This window comes from Ensifer sp. LC163 (genome assembly GCF_001695855.1).
Taxonomy (GTDB): Bacteria; Pseudomonadota; Alphaproteobacteria; order Rhizobiales; family Rhizobiaceae; genus Ensifer.
Genome location: NZ_MBSS01000034.1, coordinates 151144 through 166411 on the forward strand (window position 1 = coordinate 151144; position 15268 = coordinate 166411).

General features: G+C 62.9%; 19 protein-coding genes. 10 read left to right on the forward strand and 9 right to left on the reverse strand.

What is annotated here, in order from left to right:
• Window positions 1-14: 14 nt before the first annotated feature.
• Both BC360_RS23300 and BC360_RS23305 read right to left on the reverse strand, forming a co-directional pair.
• Window positions 15-1046 carry a hydroxyacid dehydrogenase gene (locus tag BC360_RS23300; RefSeq protein ID WP_065797061.1) on the reverse strand — a complete coding sequence of 344 codons (1032 nt, stop codon included), beginning with the start codon at window positions 1044-1046 and terminating at the stop codon, window positions 15-17.
• A 200-nt stretch (window positions 1047-1246) separates the two neighbouring features.
• Entirely contained in the window at window positions 1247-1651 is a 405-nt protein-coding gene (locus BC360_RS23305) for a hypothetical protein (protein WP_244512873.1), read from the reverse strand.
• A gap of 13 nt (window positions 1652-1664) precedes the next feature.
• Between BC360_RS23305 and BC360_RS23310 the strand changes: the two genes are divergently transcribed.
• Window positions 1665-2291 carry a ribonuclease D gene (locus tag BC360_RS23310; protein ID WP_065797063.1) on the forward strand — a complete coding sequence of 209 codons (627 nt, stop codon included), beginning with the start codon at window positions 1665-1667 and terminating at the stop codon, window positions 2289-2291.
• Window positions 2292-2461: 170 nt separating this feature from the next.
• Here the strand turns inward: BC360_RS23310 and BC360_RS23315 are convergent, their stop codons facing one another.
• Both BC360_RS23315 and BC360_RS23320 read right to left on the reverse strand, forming a co-directional pair.
• Window positions 2462-2806, reverse strand: a complete 345-nt coding sequence (locus BC360_RS23315) for a YqaA family protein (protein ID WP_065784623.1) — start codon at window positions 2804-2806, stop codon at window positions 2462-2464.
• 83 nt (window positions 2807-2889) lie between these two features.
• A complete protein-coding gene (locus BC360_RS23320) occupies window positions 2890-3171 on the reverse strand; it encodes a SelT/SelW/SelH family protein (RefSeq protein WP_025425523.1) in 282 nt (93 codons plus the stop codon).
• 300 nt (window positions 3172-3471) lie between these two features.
• On the opposite strand from BC360_RS23320, the gene BC360_RS23325 reads away from it, so the two are divergent.
• On the forward strand, window positions 3472-3927 hold the full coding sequence (locus tag BC360_RS23325; protein ID WP_065784603.1) for a DoxX family protein: 456 nt from the start codon (window positions 3472-3474) through the stop codon (window positions 3925-3927).
• 258 nt (window positions 3928-4185) lie between these two features.
• Here the strand turns inward: BC360_RS23325 and rnk are convergent, their stop codons facing one another.
• The gene (rnk, locus tag BC360_RS23330) at window positions 4186-4593 is read right to left on the reverse strand and encodes a nucleoside diphosphate kinase regulator (protein ID WP_065784602.1); all 408 of its coding nucleotides are present in this window, start codon (window positions 4591-4593) and stop codon (window positions 4186-4188) included.
• 392 nt (window positions 4594-4985) lie between these two features.
• Here rnk and BC360_RS23335 point away from each other — a divergent pair, with 392 nt between their 5' ends.
• The 4 genes from BC360_RS23335 to BC360_RS23350 are packed head-to-tail and all read left to right on the forward strand — an operon-like array spanning window position 4986 to window position 7314.
• Window positions 4986-5741, forward strand: a complete 756-nt coding sequence (locus BC360_RS23335; protein WP_065797064.1) for a type 1 glutamine amidotransferase — start codon at window positions 4986-4988, stop codon at window positions 5739-5741.
• A complete protein-coding gene (locus tag BC360_RS23340) occupies window positions 5741-6220 on the forward strand; it encodes a GFA family protein (RefSeq protein WP_065797065.1) in 480 nt (159 codons plus the stop codon). Before BC360_RS23335 ends, BC360_RS23340 begins: the two co-directional genes overlap by 1 nt.
• On the forward strand, window positions 6217-6783 hold the full coding sequence (locus BC360_RS23345) for a sugar O-acetyltransferase (protein ID WP_065797066.1): 567 nt from the start codon (window positions 6217-6219) through the stop codon (window positions 6781-6783). Before BC360_RS23340 ends, BC360_RS23345 begins: the two co-directional genes overlap by 4 nt.
• A gap of 39 nt (window positions 6784-6822) precedes the next feature.
• Entirely contained in the window at window positions 6823-7314 is a 492-nt protein-coding gene (locus tag BC360_RS23350) for a GNAT family N-acetyltransferase (RefSeq protein ID WP_065797185.1), read from the forward strand.
• Between the two features lie 151 nt (window positions 7315-7465).
• Here BC360_RS23350 and lepA read toward each other — a convergent pair whose 3' ends face one another.
• Both lepA and BC360_RS23360 read right to left on the reverse strand, forming a co-directional pair.
• Window positions 7466-9292, reverse strand: a complete 1827-nt coding sequence (lepA, locus tag BC360_RS23355; protein WP_413813765.1) for a translation elongation factor 4 — start codon at window positions 9290-9292, stop codon at window positions 7466-7468.
• Between the two features lie 81 nt (window positions 9293-9373).
• A complete protein-coding gene (locus BC360_RS23360) occupies window positions 9374-10615 on the reverse strand; it encodes an MFS transporter (RefSeq protein ID WP_065784597.1) in 1242 nt (413 codons plus the stop codon).
• Between the two features lie 209 nt (window positions 10616-10824).
• On the opposite strand from BC360_RS23360, the gene BC360_RS23365 reads away from it, so the two are divergent.
• The 3 genes from BC360_RS23365 (at window position 10825) to BC360_RS23375 (ending at window position 12521) form a co-directional block, all read left to right on the forward strand.
• The gene (locus tag BC360_RS23365; protein ID WP_083222702.1) at window positions 10825-11403 is read left to right on the forward strand and encodes a helix-turn-helix domain-containing protein; all 579 of its coding nucleotides are present in this window, start codon (window positions 10825-10827) and stop codon (window positions 11401-11403) included.
• Between the two features lie 2 nt (window positions 11404-11405).
• Window positions 11406-11939, forward strand: a complete 534-nt coding sequence (locus tag BC360_RS23370; RefSeq protein WP_065784621.1) for a GNAT family N-acetyltransferase — start codon at window positions 11406-11408, stop codon at window positions 11937-11939.
• 228 nt (window positions 11940-12167) lie between these two features.
• Complete coding sequence (locus tag BC360_RS23375) at window positions 12168-12521, forward strand: antibiotic biosynthesis monooxygenase family protein (RefSeq protein WP_065784595.1); 354 nt, start codon at window positions 12168-12170, stop codon at window positions 12519-12521.
• A 92-nt stretch (window positions 12522-12613) separates the two neighbouring features.
• Here BC360_RS23375 and BC360_RS23380 read toward each other — a convergent pair whose 3' ends face one another.
• Window positions 12614-13252: an exopolysaccharide biosynthesis protein gene (locus BC360_RS23380; RefSeq protein WP_065797068.1), complete on the reverse strand. Its 639-nt coding sequence runs from the start codon at window positions 13250-13252 to the stop codon at window positions 12614-12616.
• 206 nt (window positions 13253-13458) lie between these two features.
• Here BC360_RS23380 and BC360_RS23385 point away from each other — a divergent pair, with 206 nt between their 5' ends.
• Window positions 13459-14124 carry an OmpA family protein gene (locus BC360_RS23385; protein WP_065784593.1) on the forward strand — a complete coding sequence of 222 codons (666 nt, stop codon included), beginning with the start codon at window positions 13459-13461 and terminating at the stop codon, window positions 14122-14124.
• 82 nt (window positions 14125-14206) lie between these two features.
• Here the strand turns inward: BC360_RS23385 and BC360_RS23390 are convergent, their stop codons facing one another.
• On the reverse strand, window positions 14207-15022 hold the full coding sequence (locus BC360_RS23390; RefSeq protein WP_065797069.1) for a class I SAM-dependent methyltransferase: 816 nt from the start codon (window positions 15020-15022) through the stop codon (window positions 14207-14209).
• Between the last annotated feature and the right edge of the window lie 246 nt (window positions 15023-15268).

The window sequence follows — 15268 nt, forward strand, 5'->3', positions numbered from 1 at the left end:
GACCTGCGCCGATATCAGTTGAGCGTCACCGGCTTGGAGCGCATCCGTGCCACTGTCTCGCGCTCGGCGCGCTTGCAGCGCATCGGCGGCAGGTCTCTGTCCATCAGGTCCATGTCTTCCAGCACCATGTCGCCCATCTTTTTGAAGGCGCTGTCGAGTGCGCCGGCGCGGTGCGCCGACCGCAGGAAGCCGGGCAGGCGGCGCACCTTGTGGTCGAGCGCAAGCGGTTCCTCGGGGAAAACGTCGCTGGCGGCAACGATATGACCGCTTTCGACTGATGCCATCAGCGCATCGAAATCGACGACGCCGGCGCGGCTGAGCAGGATGAAGGCTGCACCTGGGCGCATGCTGGCAAACGCCTTTGCGCCGAGAAAACCCTCGTTTTCGCTGGTGACCGAGGCGACGACGAAGACGAAATCGCTTTTTGTCAGCACCGTTTCCAGCGATGCCGGTTCAACGCCGTTGTCCCGAAGAATGGAGGCCGGCATCCAGGGATCGAAGACGCGGATCCTGGCGCGGAAGCCGGACAGCACCCGATTGAGTGCCTTGCCGAGGTCCCCGAAGCCGACGATGCCGATGTCCGAGCCGGACAGCAGCCGCGCCGAGCGATTGCCGTCGCCACCCCAAAGTTCCCGGCCCTCGCGAAAGGCGAGATCGGCATCGACGACGCCGCGCGCAATGTTGAGCGCCATGGCAAGCCCCATTTCGGCAACCGGCTCGGCAAAGACCTGGCCGGTCGTGACCACGTGAATGCCGCGCTCGAACAGCACTTCGTAAGGCATGTTGTTGATCAGGTTGCTCTCGACATTGAGAATGGCCCGCAGCTTCGGCAGACGCGCCAGGGTGTCGTGATCAAGCGGCGGCTGGCCGATGATGTAGCGTGCTTGCGACAGCACCTCGTCACTGAGGCTGGCGACATCCTCGGGGTCGGCTTCGACGATGCGGTAGCGCTCATGCAGTTGCTTCAATGCATCGGCTGTGAAGATCAGGTCGAGCGTGCGAGGTGCCGGCACGCTGATGGCGAGCGGTCTGCTGTCGTTGGGCATTGTTCCTCCTCGGTGGAGGCAGAACGCCTCCACGGTTCCTTGCCCAATTTTCTAGGAAGTATTCAGCGGCTTGCCAAGCCGAACCGATGCAGGAGGTTAAAGCATGTCGCGCAAAAGTGTGCTGCGGTTTTGCGATAACGACATGCGTAAAAACAAGAGCTTAAAGCGCAGCAAGCGAATCCTAGAGATCGCGACGCGCTTTAGTAGCCCAGCCCGCGCTTCTGCCGATAGAGCGAAGGCGGCAGATCGCTGCCCTGGAACACCGGGCCGTCGCCGCGGCGGCAGTTGTAGGTCGTGTCGTAGCGCGGGCCGCCGCGCGAGCTGGACTCGAACGGATAGTAACGATCGACCAGCGTCTGCTCGCAGACAACCTTGTCGCCGTTGTCGTTCAGAGGATCCATCGGGCGCACGCCGGGCAGATCCGTGTAGTTCTGTGCCAGCGCCGGCATGGCGGACAGACCGAGGATCAGGGAGAGGGCCGGGAGGGCGAGGCGGCAGGCGGTCATCAATGCGAGCTTTCGAAGACAGCACCCGCGGGCGAGGCGCCATGACACGGTTTCGCCGGGGCCGAACTTGCGGTATAGGCGACACCACTTCCGTTTCATCTGGGGATTTTCGATGGCGAATGCAATACGGTTCCACGAAGGCGATATTTCCGCAGCCGATGCCGCCCGCTACAGAGGCGCGATTGCCGTCGACACGGAAACGCTCGGCCTTGTCCCCCGTCGCGACCGGCTCTGCGTCGTCCAGCTTTCGCCGGGCGACGGCACCGCCGATGTGATTCGTATTGCCGCCGGTCAGAAGGATGCACCGAACCTCGTCGCCATGCTCGCCGACCCCGCTCGCCAGAAGATCTTTCACTTCGGCCGCTTCGATATCGCCGTGCTCTTCCACACCTTCGGCGTGACGACGACGCCGGTCTTCTGCACCAAGATTGCCTCGCGCCTGACCCGCACCTACACGGACCGTCACGGGCTGAAGGATAATCTCAAGGAAATGCTCGACGTCGATATTTCCAAGCAGCAGCAGTCCTCCGACTGGGCGGCGGAGACCCTGTCGCCGGCGCAACTCGAATATGCCGCATCCGACGTGCTGCACCTGCATGCGCTGCGCGAAAAACTGACGGCGCGGCTCTTGCGCGATGGTCGCATGGAGCACGCGGATGCCTGCTTCGCCTTCCTGCCGACCCGTTCCAAGCTCGATCTGCTCGGCTGGGACGAGACCGACATTTTCGCCCATAGCTGAGCGGGTCATACCAACCTGTGCTGATATTGACCTCTTGCGTGGGGCCGTGTGTCGGCCACCGGCAGCGTCGCAATCCTCGACCGATGCCAAGGCATCGCCCTGCGGTATGCTCCTTGCCGGATGACCGCACACGGTCCCACGCAAGAGGTCAATATCAGCACAGGTTGGTATCACGGTGTTAGCCAGAGCACGGCGGCGTAACGCGCTGCCTTGCCGATCGCCACGAGCACCAGGAACAGAGAAAAAGGCATGCGCAGCAGCCCGGCGACGAGCGTCAGCGGATCGCCGATAACAGGCAGCCATGAGAGCAGCAGCACCGGCTGGCCATAACGGGCAAACAGCGTCTCCGCCTTCTGCCGCGCTGCGGGTGAAATGGGAAACCATCGCTTTCCCTCAAAGCGGATCAGAAACCGTCCGAGCACGAAATTGACGACGGCACCCAGCACGTTGCCGGCCGTGGCCGCGACGAAAAGGGCGACACGGCTTGTCTCGCCATGAAGTGCGGCGGCGACGATCGCCGCCTCCGACATGCCGAACAGCAGGGTCGCGGACAGGAAGGCTGCCGAGAAAACCCCCGCAAGAATGCCGAAATCCAGGATCAGCTCCTGTCGGTGTGGCCGAGATCGCGCTCCGGCTCGATGATGTCGCGGATGCGCTGCTTCAGTTCCTTCGGTCCGGGAAAGCCGCCGTCGCGCTTGCGCTCCCAGATCAGTTCGTCATTGACGCGGATCTCGAAATTGCCGCCGGTGCCGGGGATCAACGCCACTTCACCCAGCGATTGGCCGAAAGTCTGCAGCAGCTCCTGCGCCATCCAGCCGGCGCGCAAGAGCCAGTTGCACTGCGTGCAATAGAGAATGGTGATCCGCGGCTTCTCGTCCATCTGATGATTCCCGGCTGGTTTGCGCGCCGCAACATACTGCATAATTCTTGGAAATCGGAACCGATTTGACGAGAAATTGTCCAGCCAGTTTCAGGCGTTGCCGCAAGCCTTGCGCGTCACGCTCGACGCGCGGCACTGTAGCAGGCGATCGGGAACAACCGGTGGTCACGCGCCTCTCACGCAATTGTCAACTGATTTAGTCATGTTTTTATCGACCGCTCCCTTGCAAACGAAAAGGCGCCCGGCGAGACATTGCTGCATTGCACATATTGTCGCAGCCACCTCCAAGAGGACCTTCCAATGACTGATGCCACCGTTTCGACTTCCCGTCCCCGTGCAATCCTGCCGGCGCTGGAAAAGATCTATCTGCCGCTCGATACCTTTGCCGAAACACTGCTGCGCGTGCTGTGCGGAGTGCTGCTCGTAACCCACGGTTACGGTAAGATCGTCAATCCGTTCGGCGCTGTCGGCATGGTCGAAAGCCTCGGCTTTTATCCCGGCGTCTTCTGGTCGCCGCTTTTGGCTGCCACGGAGTTCTTCGGCGGCATCCTGATCGCGATCGGCCTTCTCACCCGGCCTGCCTCGGTTGCCGCCATGATCGTACTGCTCGTCACCGTCTATTTCCACGGCATCGTGCAGGGCGAGGGCCTCGGCGGCGCCGAAAAGTCCATTCTCTGGGCTGCGATCCTGTTCTTCTTCGCCGTTCGCGGCGCCAACAGCCAGTCCGTCGACGCCAAGCTCGGCAAGCAGTTCTGATAACGCCTCTACTGCGCCGCGCGTCAAATATGACGCGCAAAGGACGCTGTAACGCTTGAAATCTGCTGCATAATTTTCTCCGCAGATCGATTTCGATTTAAGGAGTTATGCAGTAGGCGACAGTTGAACGAAAAGCGGGGAGGGCGGTCTGACGACCGGCCTCCTCGACGCGTTTTGCGGGGGTTCACGCACATATCTTGCAACCGCCCCGTTTTTCCGCGATGCCAGGGCAAGGCGCGTGGGGGCGCTGCGAAGCACTCAGGCCCGTTCGGCCGCGGTAACGCTGCGGATGGTCATCCGGTGGACCTTGCCGGAGCGGTCGTGCCAGTCGATCGACTGGCCGACGGACAGGCCGATCAGGGCCGCGCCGATCGGCGTCAGCACCGAAACACGCCCGGCCTCGATATCGGCCTCTCCGGGATAAACGAGCGTCACCTGCTTGGCAAAGCCGTTGTCGGCGTCGAAGGCGACGGTGGATCCCATCTGAACGCTGTCGGCCGGCAGCTTCTCCGGCGTGGTCACCCGCGCCCGGTCGAGCTCGGACAGAAGCGCCTCGGCGACTTCGGGGATACGGTCGAGGGCGGAAGAGGCAAGCGCCGTCAGGCGCTTATGATCCTCGGCATTGATGATGATCGCGGGAAGTTTGTTGCGGGCGGTGGTCGCCATGATGATACCTGACGTTCTTGTCGACGGGCCCTGGGCGCCGTCATTGCTAATCTTAGCTGGGCTAATTCTATCTGGAAAAACTCGGCGCTCGGATCGTGGCCTGGGAACGGACGTTCTCATTGGCCGACGCGAAAGGTTCCCCTGACCCGGAGAGCGCAAGCATCCGGGCTGGGGTCAGGTTCCTGCGATCGGGCACACCCGGAAGCAGCGAAGAGAAGAAATCGCGAGCGTCATGATATCAGGAAGGTCGGAAAGTTTGGCGCGGAAGTCAAGGCCCGGATGCTTTCGGCAATGAGCACGGAGTGCTCTCTTACCTCTTGAACCTCCCACCTCTTGAACCAAGGCGCATGTCGTGATCAATCTTCGGCCCAGACGGCGAAGGGAAGGTCATCATGCGGGTACTGGTGGTGGAAAACATGGCGAAGACGGAGCTCGGCCAGGTCGGCACGGCGCTTCGCGAGGTCAAGGCGGAGATCGAGGTTCGCCGCGCCTATGCCGGCGACCCGGTGCCGGATGCTCCCGATGGCTTCGATGCGCTGGTGGTGCTGGGCGGCGAGCAGAGCGCGCTTGACGATGAGACTTTCCCCTATCTCCCGCAGCTGACAGCGCTGATGCGTCGCTTCGGCGACAGCGAGCGTTCGGTGCTCGGCATCTGCCTCGGCAGCCAGCTACTGGCGCGGGCTTATGGCGCGAAGAACCTGCTCGGCGAAGCCAAAGAATTCGGCTGGCACGACGTGCGGGTGCGCGCCGAGGGGCAGAGCGATCCGGTGCTGGCAAGCGTCGGCGAGAGTTTCCCGATCTTCCAATGGCATGGCGATACGTTCACGCTTCCGCAAGGGGCCGTGCACCTCGCCGAAAACGACGTCACACGGCATCAGGCGTTTCGCATCGGTCGCGCGGCCTATGGCACGCAATTCCACTTCGAGGCCGACACCGATCTTGTCGAGGATTGGAACCGCTCGTTCCCGCAGACGATCAATCGGCTCGATCCCAACTGGCTGGCGCAATATCCCGCTCACGCCAGGCGTCACGGCGAGAAGGCCAATGCCGCCGGCCTCGCCTTGGCGCGCGCCTGGGTCGCCACCATCAGGCGTGGCGATGCCTTGGCCGCGGTGCCGAGCGACGAGGTGCTGGAGGAGGCCTGCTGATGGATGAGAACATCGCGGGGGGCTGCTTCTGCGGACGTATCCGCTACCGGCTGAAACAGCGGCCGATGTTCGTCAATTGCTGCCATTGCGCCGATTGCCAGCGGCAGGTCGGGAGCGCATTCGTGGTCAACGGCGTCATCGAGCGGGAGAACATCGAACTGATGGCGGGCGAACCCATCGTCGTGACGCTGCCGACCGAGAGTGGCCGTCCGCATGACGTCTATCGCTGTGCCGAGTGCCAGACGGCGCTCTGGAGCGATTACGGCCGGCGCGGCTGGCTCGCCTTCCTGCGCATCGCGAGCCTCGACCGGCCGTCGGATTTCCCACCGGATGCCCATATCTTCACGCGGTCGAAGGTCTCCTGGCTGTCGCTTCAAGGCGGCGCCCCCGCTTTCGAGATCTATTACGACATGGCGACGCAATGGCCGGCGGAAAGCCTGGCGCGGCGTGAAGTGGCCGAAGCAAGGGCGAAGGCGTGACCGCCAGCGAACACGACAAGATGGCGGCGGGCGATTGGTACTGCTGCCTCGACCCGGAGCTCGAGCAGCTGCGCCAAAGGGCGCGTGACGCCGTGCACCAGCACAACACCATGGCTCCCCACGGACGGGGCTCGATGGCCCCGGCACTCCGGGCGCTGTTTGCAAGCGTTGCCGACGATGTTCTCATCGAAGCGCCGTTTCATTGTTCCTATGGCATCAACATTTCGCTTGGGCCCCGCGTCTATCTCAATGCCGGCTGCACCATGCTGGACAGCGGCCGTATCGCAATCGGCGAAGGCTCCATGCTCGGCCCGGGCGTGCAGATCTATTGCGCCGAGCATCACAAGGACGTGCCGCTCCGGAGCCGCGGCATCGAGATCGCAAGGCCGGTCGAGATCGGCAAGGACGTCTGGATCGGTGGCGGCGCCATTATCCTCGGCGGCGTGACGATCGGTGACGGCGCCATCGTCGGGGCCGGTTCCGTCGTCACGAAGGATGTGGCGGCGGGAGCAACGGTTGTCGGCAACCCGGCGCGGCCTCTGGCGCGATCCGAGACGCGATAATTCACAAGGGAGGTTTTGGTGGTCGACGAAGTAACAACGATCGAGGTGCGCCCGGCAACTCCCGCGGATGTGCCGGCGCTCTGTGCCTTCCTCAACGAGATCATCCGGATCGGCGGCACGACCGCCAACGAAACGCCGTTCACGCCGGAAAGTTTTACTGCACACTATCTCGCCGGCTCGGGCTTCGTCAGCTGCTTCGTCGCCGAGGATACTGACGGCCGCCCTTGCGCGTTCCAGGCGCTGGAGCGCTACGACGGATTGCCGGAAGGCTGGGCCGATATCGGCACCTTTTCCCGGCCCGATGCCAAGGTGCGCGGCGCCGGTACGGCGCTCTTTGCCGCGACGAGGGACAATGCCCGTGCGCTCGGCCTCAAGGCGATCAACGCCACCATCCGCGCCGACAACACGGGCGGCCTCGCCTATTACCGCAAGATGGGCTTCGTCGACTACAAGGTGGACAAGGCCGTGCCGCTCAAGAGCGGCCGCCCGGTGGACCGCATCTCGAAGCGGTATCTGCTCACCGAAGCCTGAAGCGAGCGCCTTCTCCCCGGTCTGGTCGCGGCTTGCGAACGCGCTACCGCCCACAGTCGACGACTGGATCAAACAAAACGGGCGGCCCAGAGGCCGCCCGTTTTGTATTCTGTATCCTGATCGACGTCGAAGTATCGACAGTCGAAGCGCCTTACTCGTCGCCCATCTTCAGCGCGGCGATGAAGGCTTCCTGCGGAATCTCCACCTTGCCGAACTGGCGCATGCGCTTCTTGCCGGCCTTCTGCTTTTCCAGAAGCTTGCGCTTGCGGGTGGCGTCGCCGCCGTAGCACTTCGCCGTCACGTCCTTGCGCAAGGCCGAGATGGTTTCGCGGGCAATCACGTTGCCGCCGATCGCTGCCTGGATCGGGATCTTGAACATATGCTTCGGGATCAGCTCCTTGAGCTTCTCGCACATTTCGCGACCGCGCTTTTCCGCGGCCATCCGGTGCACCATCATCGACAGCGCGTCGACCGGCTCGCCGTTGACGAGGATCGACATCTTCACAAGGTTGCCTTCCTTGTGGTCCGTGATCTGGTAGTCGAACGAGGCGTAGCCCTTGGAGATCGACTTCAGCCGGTCGTAGAAATCGAACACCACTTCGTTGAGCGGCAGGTCGTAGGTCAGCATCGCGCGGGTGCCGACATAGGTCAGCTCGATCTGGATGCCGCGCCGGTCCTGGCAGAGCTTGAGGATACCGCCGAGATAGTCGTCGGGCGTCAGGATCGTCGCGCGGATCCACGGCTCGTGGATCTCGGCGATCTTGACGACGTCGGGCATGTCGGCCGGGTTGTGCAGCTCGCGCTCGGAGCCGTCGGTCATGAACAGCTTGTAGACGACCGAAGGGGCGGTGGCGATCAGGTCGAGGTCGAACTCGCGCTCCAGGCGTTCCTGGATGATTTCAAGGTGCAGGAGACCGAGGAAGCCGCAGCGGAAGCCGAAGCCGAGCGCTGCCGACGATTCCATTTCGAACGAGAACGACGCGTCGTTGAGGCGCAGCTTGCCCATCGCCGAACGCAGATCCTCGAAGTCGGCGGCATCGACCGGGAATAGGCCGCAGAAGACCACCGGCTGCGCCGGCTTGAAGCCCGGCAGCGCCTTGGCAGTCGGGCGCTTGTCCTCGGTGATGGTGTCGCCGACGCGGGTATCGGCCACTTCCTTGATCGAGGCGGTGATGAAGCCGATCTCGCCCGGGCCGAGCGCATCCATGGCCACCATCTTCGGCGTCAGCACGCCGATGCGTTCGATCGTGTACTTGGCGTCGGTGCCCATCATGCGGATGGTCATGCCCTTTTTCAGGGTGCCGTCGATGATGCGCACGAGAACCATGACGCCGAGATAGGTGTCGTACCAGCTGTCGACGAGCAGTGCCTTCAAGGGCGCCGCGTCGCCGCCCTCGCTCTTCGGCGCCGGCAGCTTGGTGACGATCGCCTCGAGAACATCGGGGATGCCGAGGCCGGTCTTGGCCGAGATCAGCACGGCGTCGGAGGCGTCGATGCCGATCACTTCCTCGATCTGTTCCTTGATCCGCTCCGGTTCGGCGGCGGGAAGGTCGATCTTGTTGAGCACGGTGACGAGCTCGTGATTGTTGTCGATCGCCTGGTAGACGTTGGCGAGCGTCTGGGCTTCGACGCCTTGGGATGCGTCGACAACCAGGAGCGAGCCTTCGCAGGCCGACAGCGAACGCGAGACTTCATAGGCGAAGTCGACGTGGCCGGGCGTGTCGATGAGGTTCAGCACGTAGGTTTCGCCGTCATTGGCCTTGTAGTGCAGACGCACGGTCTGGGCCTTGATGGTGATGCCGCGCTCGCGCTCGATATCCATGCTGTCGAGCACCTGCTCGGACATTTCCCGCTCGGCAAGGCCGCCCGTCGACTGGATCAGTCGGTCGGCCAGCGTCGATTTGCCGTGGTCGATATGGGCCACGATCGAGAAGTTACGGATATGCGACAGGGGCGTCTTGGAAGATGTTGTGCTCATGGGCCGCATATAGCAGTGCGTTCAAGCCGCGCAAAGCGGGAAATGAAGGCTTCGTTCACTATAAATCGCAAGCCTCGGCGGCTATTCGGCTCTTGCCTCGGCGTCGATCAGCGCGCCGGCATTCGGCACCTGTGCGCTCTTCAGTTCGAAGGCCTCGCGCTCCCCGGCCGGCACCTCGTCGCGTTTCCTGAGGCGCAGCAGCACGAACAGCGCGTAGAGTGTGGCAACGACCATCGCCGCATAGATGAACGTGCGCGGACCGAACACCGGCGTCAGCAGCGTCACCAGCATCGGCACCAGGGTTGCGGCGGCCGACCAGGCGACCAGCATGGTGCTGGCGAGCGGCACGAAATCCGCCGGATCGGTGCGGTCGTTGGCATGGGCATTGGCGATGGAATAGACGGTCTCGACCGCACCGGCGAAAAGCGCAAACACGACCATCAGCAAGAGAAGATTGCTGAAGGTCGCCGAGATCGCGAAGAAGCCGGCAGCAACGATCAGCAGGCAGGTGGCGATCAGCACCAGCCGGCGGTCGATCCGGTCCGACAGCGTGCCCATCGGGTACTGGATGGCGATCAGCCCGAGCTGCATGACGAACATCAGGTTGGCGACGTCGCCCTGGCTGACCTGGTTGGCGGCGGCATAGATCGGGGTAAAACCCTGCACCACCATCGACAGGCCGCCGGCGGCAAGCACGCCGATGAAGGCGACGGGCGAACTGCGCCAGACCATGGGGATGTCGATGCTGACCTTGGCCGGCGCCGGCGGCGTGGGCAGGCGGGTCAGGCCGATCGGCAGGATGGCCAGTGCCGTGAAGAAGATGGTGATGAGCGGCGGCAGGTTGCCGTCGGCCGGAATCTGTCCGAACAGCCAGGCGCCGGTGCCGAGCCCGATCACATAGGCCATGTAGAACATCGCCATTGCCTTGCCGCGCCAATGGTTGTCGCTGGCATGGTTCAGCCAGCTCTGGCTGATGATGAAATTGGTGTTGCCGGCGGCGCCGTAAAGGCCGCGGGCGAGCACCCACAGGATCGGGTGCATGCCAAGGCTGATCGTCAGCGCCGAAAGGATGACCAGCGCCATCGAGCAGGAAAACGCCCGGGCGTGGCCGACGCGACGGATCATCGGCCCGGCGATGACGCAGCCGACAAGGCCGCCGAAGGCAACCATGGTGACCGCCGCACCCGGAACCCACTCCGGCGCGCCGGACCGCGTCAGCACGAACGGCACGTAGGCGAGCATCATGCCGTTGCCGATCGCCACTGATGTCATCGACGTCACGATGCTGGCGATCGACGTCAGCGAGGAGGGCTGCTTGTCCATGTCTTGCCGGTCCGTTTCATCGGCCGTGACGGCCTGTTGCGTGAGGCTCTTCTAAATTATTGAGTGGGAACGCTTTTTTGCTCCGGATACCCGAGGGAGACCTTAGCCGAATGCACGTCGTTGCAATGTCGCCAAAGCGGCATCCCCCGCCTTTATTTTCCGTTCGGCATGGTCTTGACTCCATTATATGAGAAATGCAATCTCAAATAATGGAAAACAGCAGCGATCCCCTTGAGCATGCCATCGGCGAACGCGTGCGTTCGCTCAGGGTAGGGCAGAATCTCACGCTCGACGATCTGGCGACGCGCTCCGGCGTTAGCCGGGCGATGATATCGCGCATCGAGCGCGGCGAGGCGAGCCCGACGGCGCAGTTGCTGGCCAAGCTCTGCAGCGCGCTCTCGACCACACTGTCGGCGCTCTTTGCCTTTGAAGGCGAGCAGGTCTCGCCGGTTGCAAGGCGAGCCGATCAAAGACTCTGGCGGGATCCGGAATCCGGCTATCTGCGCCGCTCGGTCTCGCCGGAAGGTGTCGGCTCCCCGGTCGATATCGTCGAGGTCGAGTTCCCGCCGGGTGCCCGTGTTGTCTTCGAGCGGCAACCGGCCGACCGGGGCATAACGCAGCATCTCTGGCTTTTCTCCGGTCGGCTCGAGCTGACCATGGAGTCCGGTCCCCATGTGCTGGAGGCCGGAGACTGCCTGTTCATGGGGCTCGAACAGGCCCATGTCTTTCACAATCCGCATGGTGAGCCGGCTCACTATGCCGTCATCCTCAGCCGAACCAGGATTTGATCATGCCTGACATTACGATCCGCCTTCTCACCGAAGCCGAGGCTCGTTCCGCCATCCCGGCGCTTGCCGAGGTGCTGTCCGACTGCGTCGAGGGCGGCGCTTCCGTCGGTTTCATGCAGCCCTATCCGCCGGAGGCGGCCCTGCCCTATTGGGAGGGAGTCGCCAATGCCGTTGCCGGCGGTGAAACGCTGCTGATGGTGGCCGAAGACGAGGGGCGGATCGTCGGCACGGTCCAGGTCGGCGTGGCGCAGATGCCCAACCAGCCGCATCGCGGCGATCTGAAGAAGCTGCTCGTCCATCGCGTCGCCCGTGGCAAAGGCATTGCCCGGCTGCTGATGCAGGCCGTCGAGCGCGAGGCGGCTCTGCGCGGCAAGGCGTTGCTCGTGCTCGACACTGCGACCGGCAGCGAGGCGGAGGCGATCTATCCGCGCCTGGGATGGGAGCGCGTTGGCGTCATCCCCGATTACGCCCTATGGCCGGAAGGCGGCCTTTGCGCCACGACGCTTTTCTACAAGCATCTCGCGGTTCTGGGGTGATTGCCACCCACTTGGCGTGATCGCCCCGCTCCCCGGCCCGCTCCCGGCGAGCGGGGAGAAGGGGGAATGGGAGTTTCTGCTTATCTTCCAGCCCCCGGCATTTGCCCGCTGTCGGCTGCAACACAGGCTTTTTCGCGAGACCCCTGTTGACCTCAACGTTACTTGAGGTTGTACGAATATTTCTACCCGTCGCCGACGGGTTTTGAAAAGATACTCAAGGAGAGTTCAATGAGCAGCAATACAAAGGCGGGCACCGTCGCGCCGCTCTATCGCATCAACAAGTTTGCGGTGCCGACTGCCGCGCGCGCAGAGTTTGTGGAGCTGGTGGCAAAGACGCTCGCGGTGATCCGCAGCCAGGACGGTTACGTCAAGGACCTCTTCCTCGAGCAGCATGCCGGCCCGGGAAAGTTCAACTTCGTCACCATGATCGAATTCGTGAGCGAAGAGTTTGCCCCGAAGGTCGCGGCGGCGATCGGCGAGCTGGACAGAAGTCTCAACCTCGACCGCGAGGCGCTGATGGAAAAACTCGGCGTCCAGACCGATTCGGCCAGCTACAAGAGCTTCCAGGCTGTATCTGCATGACATCACGCCGCTCCGGCCTTGCGGCGGGACTGGCGACCGACGCGTCGATCTCGACGCGTCAGGCTCGCTGACGAATTTGCAGGCTTTCGGCTTTAAGAAACGAAGAAGGTGGACAGGCCCTGGCCGGCCGCAAAGGCCATATAGGCGAGAACGGTGAAGTAGATCGTGGTCGCGATCAGGAAGAGATAACCGCCAGCAACCATCAGCCCGTCGCGCTGGATGATGCCGAGCGACAACAGCAGGATGGCAATGCCCGGCAGCGTGTTCGACAGCGGGATGAGGCCGAGCGGAAACATCAAGAGCACGCCTCCGGTCATGATCATCAGGCCGTTGAAGCGGTTCATCAGCGCCCCTTGCGTCAGGAAACCGAAGCGCGGCCTGACGAAACGGTCGAGCTTGGAAACGAGTGCCGCACCCTTCTGCAGCGTCGGCACCAGTTTTTCCGTTTCGATCTGCCGGTCGAGGATGCGCTGCGGCATCCAGGGCAGGCGGTTGAGCGTGATCGAGATCGAGATCAGGATGATGGCCGCACCGAAGACGGTGCTGACGCCCGGAATCGACACCGGCAGCAGAAACGGCAGCGTCAGCAGTGCGCACAGCAGCAGAAAGCCCTGTTCGCCGATCCCCGTCATCAGGTCGCGAAGCGTGATCGTGTTGCCGCTGATGGAACCGATCATCCCGTTGAGCGTGTCGCTGAGACTGCGCTGCGTGTCGCCAAACTTGATTGCCATCAGATAGTCCGCCTCGATTTTCCCCGAACACCCTTGCTATCAAGAGCGTGTGAAGGATCGGTTAGTATCCGGCCTTGTCATGCCGATGACTGTGGCCCTGGCGCCATTTGTCGTCAAACCATGGCATCAGTGGGACGCCTCTTCATCTTCCTGCCGCAATCGCTAGTATGAAGCACCTTTGAGCACGAATGGGGACCATTGATTCTATGATCAAGAAATGCGCCATACTGGCTGTTGCGGCCATCTATCTCTCGGGATGCACGACCACCGATCCCTATACGGGTGAGCAGAAGATGTCGAACACCGCCGGCGGCGCGCTGATCGGCGCGGGCCTCGGTGCTGCGACCGGTCTTCTCGTCGGCGGCAGTGCCGCCGGACGGCGCGATGCCGCTCTCGTCGGTGCCGGCATCGGCGCGCTCGGCGGCGGCCTGATCGGCAACTACATGGACAGCCAGGAAGCGGAATTGCGCGCCCAGCTGCAGGGCACGGGTGTTTCCGTAACCCGCGCCGGCGACCGCATCATCCTGAACATGCCGTCGAACATCACCTTCGCCACCGACCGCGACCAGGTGATCCCGGCCTTCTACGATACGCTGAACTCCGTGGCGATCGTGCTGCGCAAGTTCAACAAGACGCTGATCGATGTCGACGGCCATACCGATTCCACCGGCAGCGCCTCCTACAACCAGGGCCTCTCCGAGCGCCGCGCAGCCTCCGTTGCCAACTATCTGGCAAGCCAGGGCGTCGACCAGCGCCGCATGGCCACCATGGGCTTCGGTCAGGAACGGCCGATCGCCTCCAACGGCAGCGAAGCCGGCCGGGCGCAGAACCGCCGCGTCGAAATCTCCATCGCCCCGATCAAGCAGGGCTGATCGGTTCGATACAAGAACATCGAAGGGCTGTACGGGCACCGGTGCAGCCCTTCTTCATTGGGACTGGCGCTCCACGTTGTTGCTAGAAACGGTAGCGCAAAAGCCGTCCCATCCGCTGCAGCACGGGCATGACGCTGAAGAACTGCATGGCGATCCGCGCGGCAGCGGACATCCTTTCTATCTGGCTCGGATCGTAGTCACAGACTTCTTCCAGCAGGCTGAGGCCCGGAACCTGCCGCTCCAGCATGCGCGGATCGTCGATGCCCCAGCGAAGCGCGGCACCCGTGGCGCGGATGGCGGGATTGAGCCGCAGCAACTGAAGGCCGAGGTGGCTGTAGCCGTCGAAGACGATCTCGCCCGCCGGCAGGCGCTCCACGAGGCGCCGCAGCAAATCGTAGACGTCCTCCGCCGCGAGATAGGGCAGGACGCCTTCGGCGACGACCATCGCCGGTCTGTCACCCGGTATATCAGCAAGCCATCCGGCCTCCGTCACCGAAGATCCGATCAGCGTGTCGTTGGCGCGATCCGGGTAGAGACCGCGGCGCAACGCGATCACGTCAGGAAAGTCGACGTCGAACCACCGCACCTCTGCCGGCGGATCGACGCGGAAAACGCGGGAATCGAGGCCGCAACCGAGATGCAGGACGGTTGCATCCGGGTGCCTGTCGACGAACGCTTCTGTCCATCGGTCGAGGAGATAGGCGCGCACGGCGATGCCGATCGTCATGTCAAGGCCGACGTCGAGACGCTGGGCGGCCCGCCCCAGGCGCCGCATGGCATCGGCCGCGAAATGGTCGTGCAGGAGCGAATCGGGAAGCGCGCTTTCGGCGGCCTTTGCCTGCAGTGTGATCAGCAGCGTTTCCCGGGTGCCGCTAAGGCCGATCTCGTCGGCGTCCATCGTTTCCTCCTCTACAGCGCCGCGCGTCAAACATGACGCGCAAAGGACGCTGTAGCGCTTCAAGCCTGCTGCATAATCTTATCCTGAAATCGGATCCGATTTCAGGAATTGTGCAGGAGACACTGCCTCGGAAACCATGGGACGTATCTGCTGCCTAGAGCATTTCCAGGAAAAGTGCGGAGCGGTTTTCCGTCAGGAAATGCGAAAAACAAAGAGATAGAGCGTTTCTGCGACTCCGTTTAGGAC

What these genes read in the sequence shown, in the direction of transcription:
- BC360_RS23300 (WP_065797061.1), bottom strand. Translation starts at nt 1,046, where the DNA reads ATGCCCAACGACAGCAGACCGCTCGCCATCAGCGTGCCGGCACCTCGC.
- BC360_RS23305 (WP_244512873.1), bottom strand. Translation starts at nt 1,651, where the DNA reads ATGAAACGGAAGTGGTGTCGCCTATACCGCAAGTTCGGCCCCGGCGAA.
- BC360_RS23310 (WP_065797063.1), top strand. Translation starts at nt 1,665, where the DNA reads ATGGCGAATGCAATACGGTTCCACGAAGGCGATATTTCCGCAGCCGAT.
- BC360_RS23320 (WP_025425523.1), bottom strand. Translation starts at nt 3,171, where the DNA reads ATGGACGAGAAGCCGCGGATCACCATTCTCTATTGCACGCAGTGCAAC.
- BC360_RS23325 (WP_065784603.1), top strand. Translation starts at nt 3,472, where the DNA reads ATGACTGATGCCACCGTTTCGACTTCCCGTCCCCGTGCAATCCTGCCG.
- rnk (WP_065784602.1), bottom strand. Translation starts at nt 4,593, where the DNA reads ATGGCGACCACCGCCCGCAACAAACTTCCCGCGATCATCATCAATGCC.
- BC360_RS23335 (WP_065797064.1), top strand. Translation starts at nt 4,986, where the DNA reads ATGCGGGTACTGGTGGTGGAAAACATGGCGAAGACGGAGCTCGGCCAG.
- BC360_RS23340 (WP_065797065.1), top strand. Translation starts at nt 5,741, where the DNA reads ATGGATGAGAACATCGCGGGGGGCTGCTTCTGCGGACGTATCCGCTAC.
- lepA (WP_413813765.1), bottom strand. Translation starts at nt 9,292, where the DNA reads ATGAGCACAACATCTTCCAAGACGCCCCTGTCGCATATCCGTAACTTC.
- BC360_RS23360 (WP_065784597.1), bottom strand. Translation starts at nt 10,615, where the DNA reads ATGGACAAGCAGCCCTCCTCGCTGACGTCGATCGCCAGCATCGTGACG.
- BC360_RS23365 (WP_083222702.1), top strand. Translation starts at nt 10,825, where the DNA reads ATGGAAAACAGCAGCGATCCCCTTGAGCATGCCATCGGCGAACGCGTG.
- BC360_RS23370 (WP_065784621.1), top strand. Translation starts at nt 11,406, where the DNA reads ATGCCTGACATTACGATCCGCCTTCTCACCGAAGCCGAGGCTCGTTCC.
- BC360_RS23375 (WP_065784595.1), top strand. Translation starts at nt 12,168, where the DNA reads ATGAGCAGCAATACAAAGGCGGGCACCGTCGCGCCGCTCTATCGCATC.
- BC360_RS23380 (WP_065797068.1), bottom strand. Translation starts at nt 13,252, where the DNA reads ATGGCAATCAAGTTTGGCGACACGCAGCGCAGTCTCAGCGACACGCTC.
- BC360_RS23385 (WP_065784593.1), top strand. Translation starts at nt 13,459, where the DNA reads ATGATCAAGAAATGCGCCATACTGGCTGTTGCGGCCATCTATCTCTCG.
- BC360_RS23390 (WP_065797069.1), bottom strand. Translation starts at nt 15,022, where the DNA reads ATGGACGCCGACGAGATCGGCCTTAGCGGCACCCGGGAAACGCTGCTG.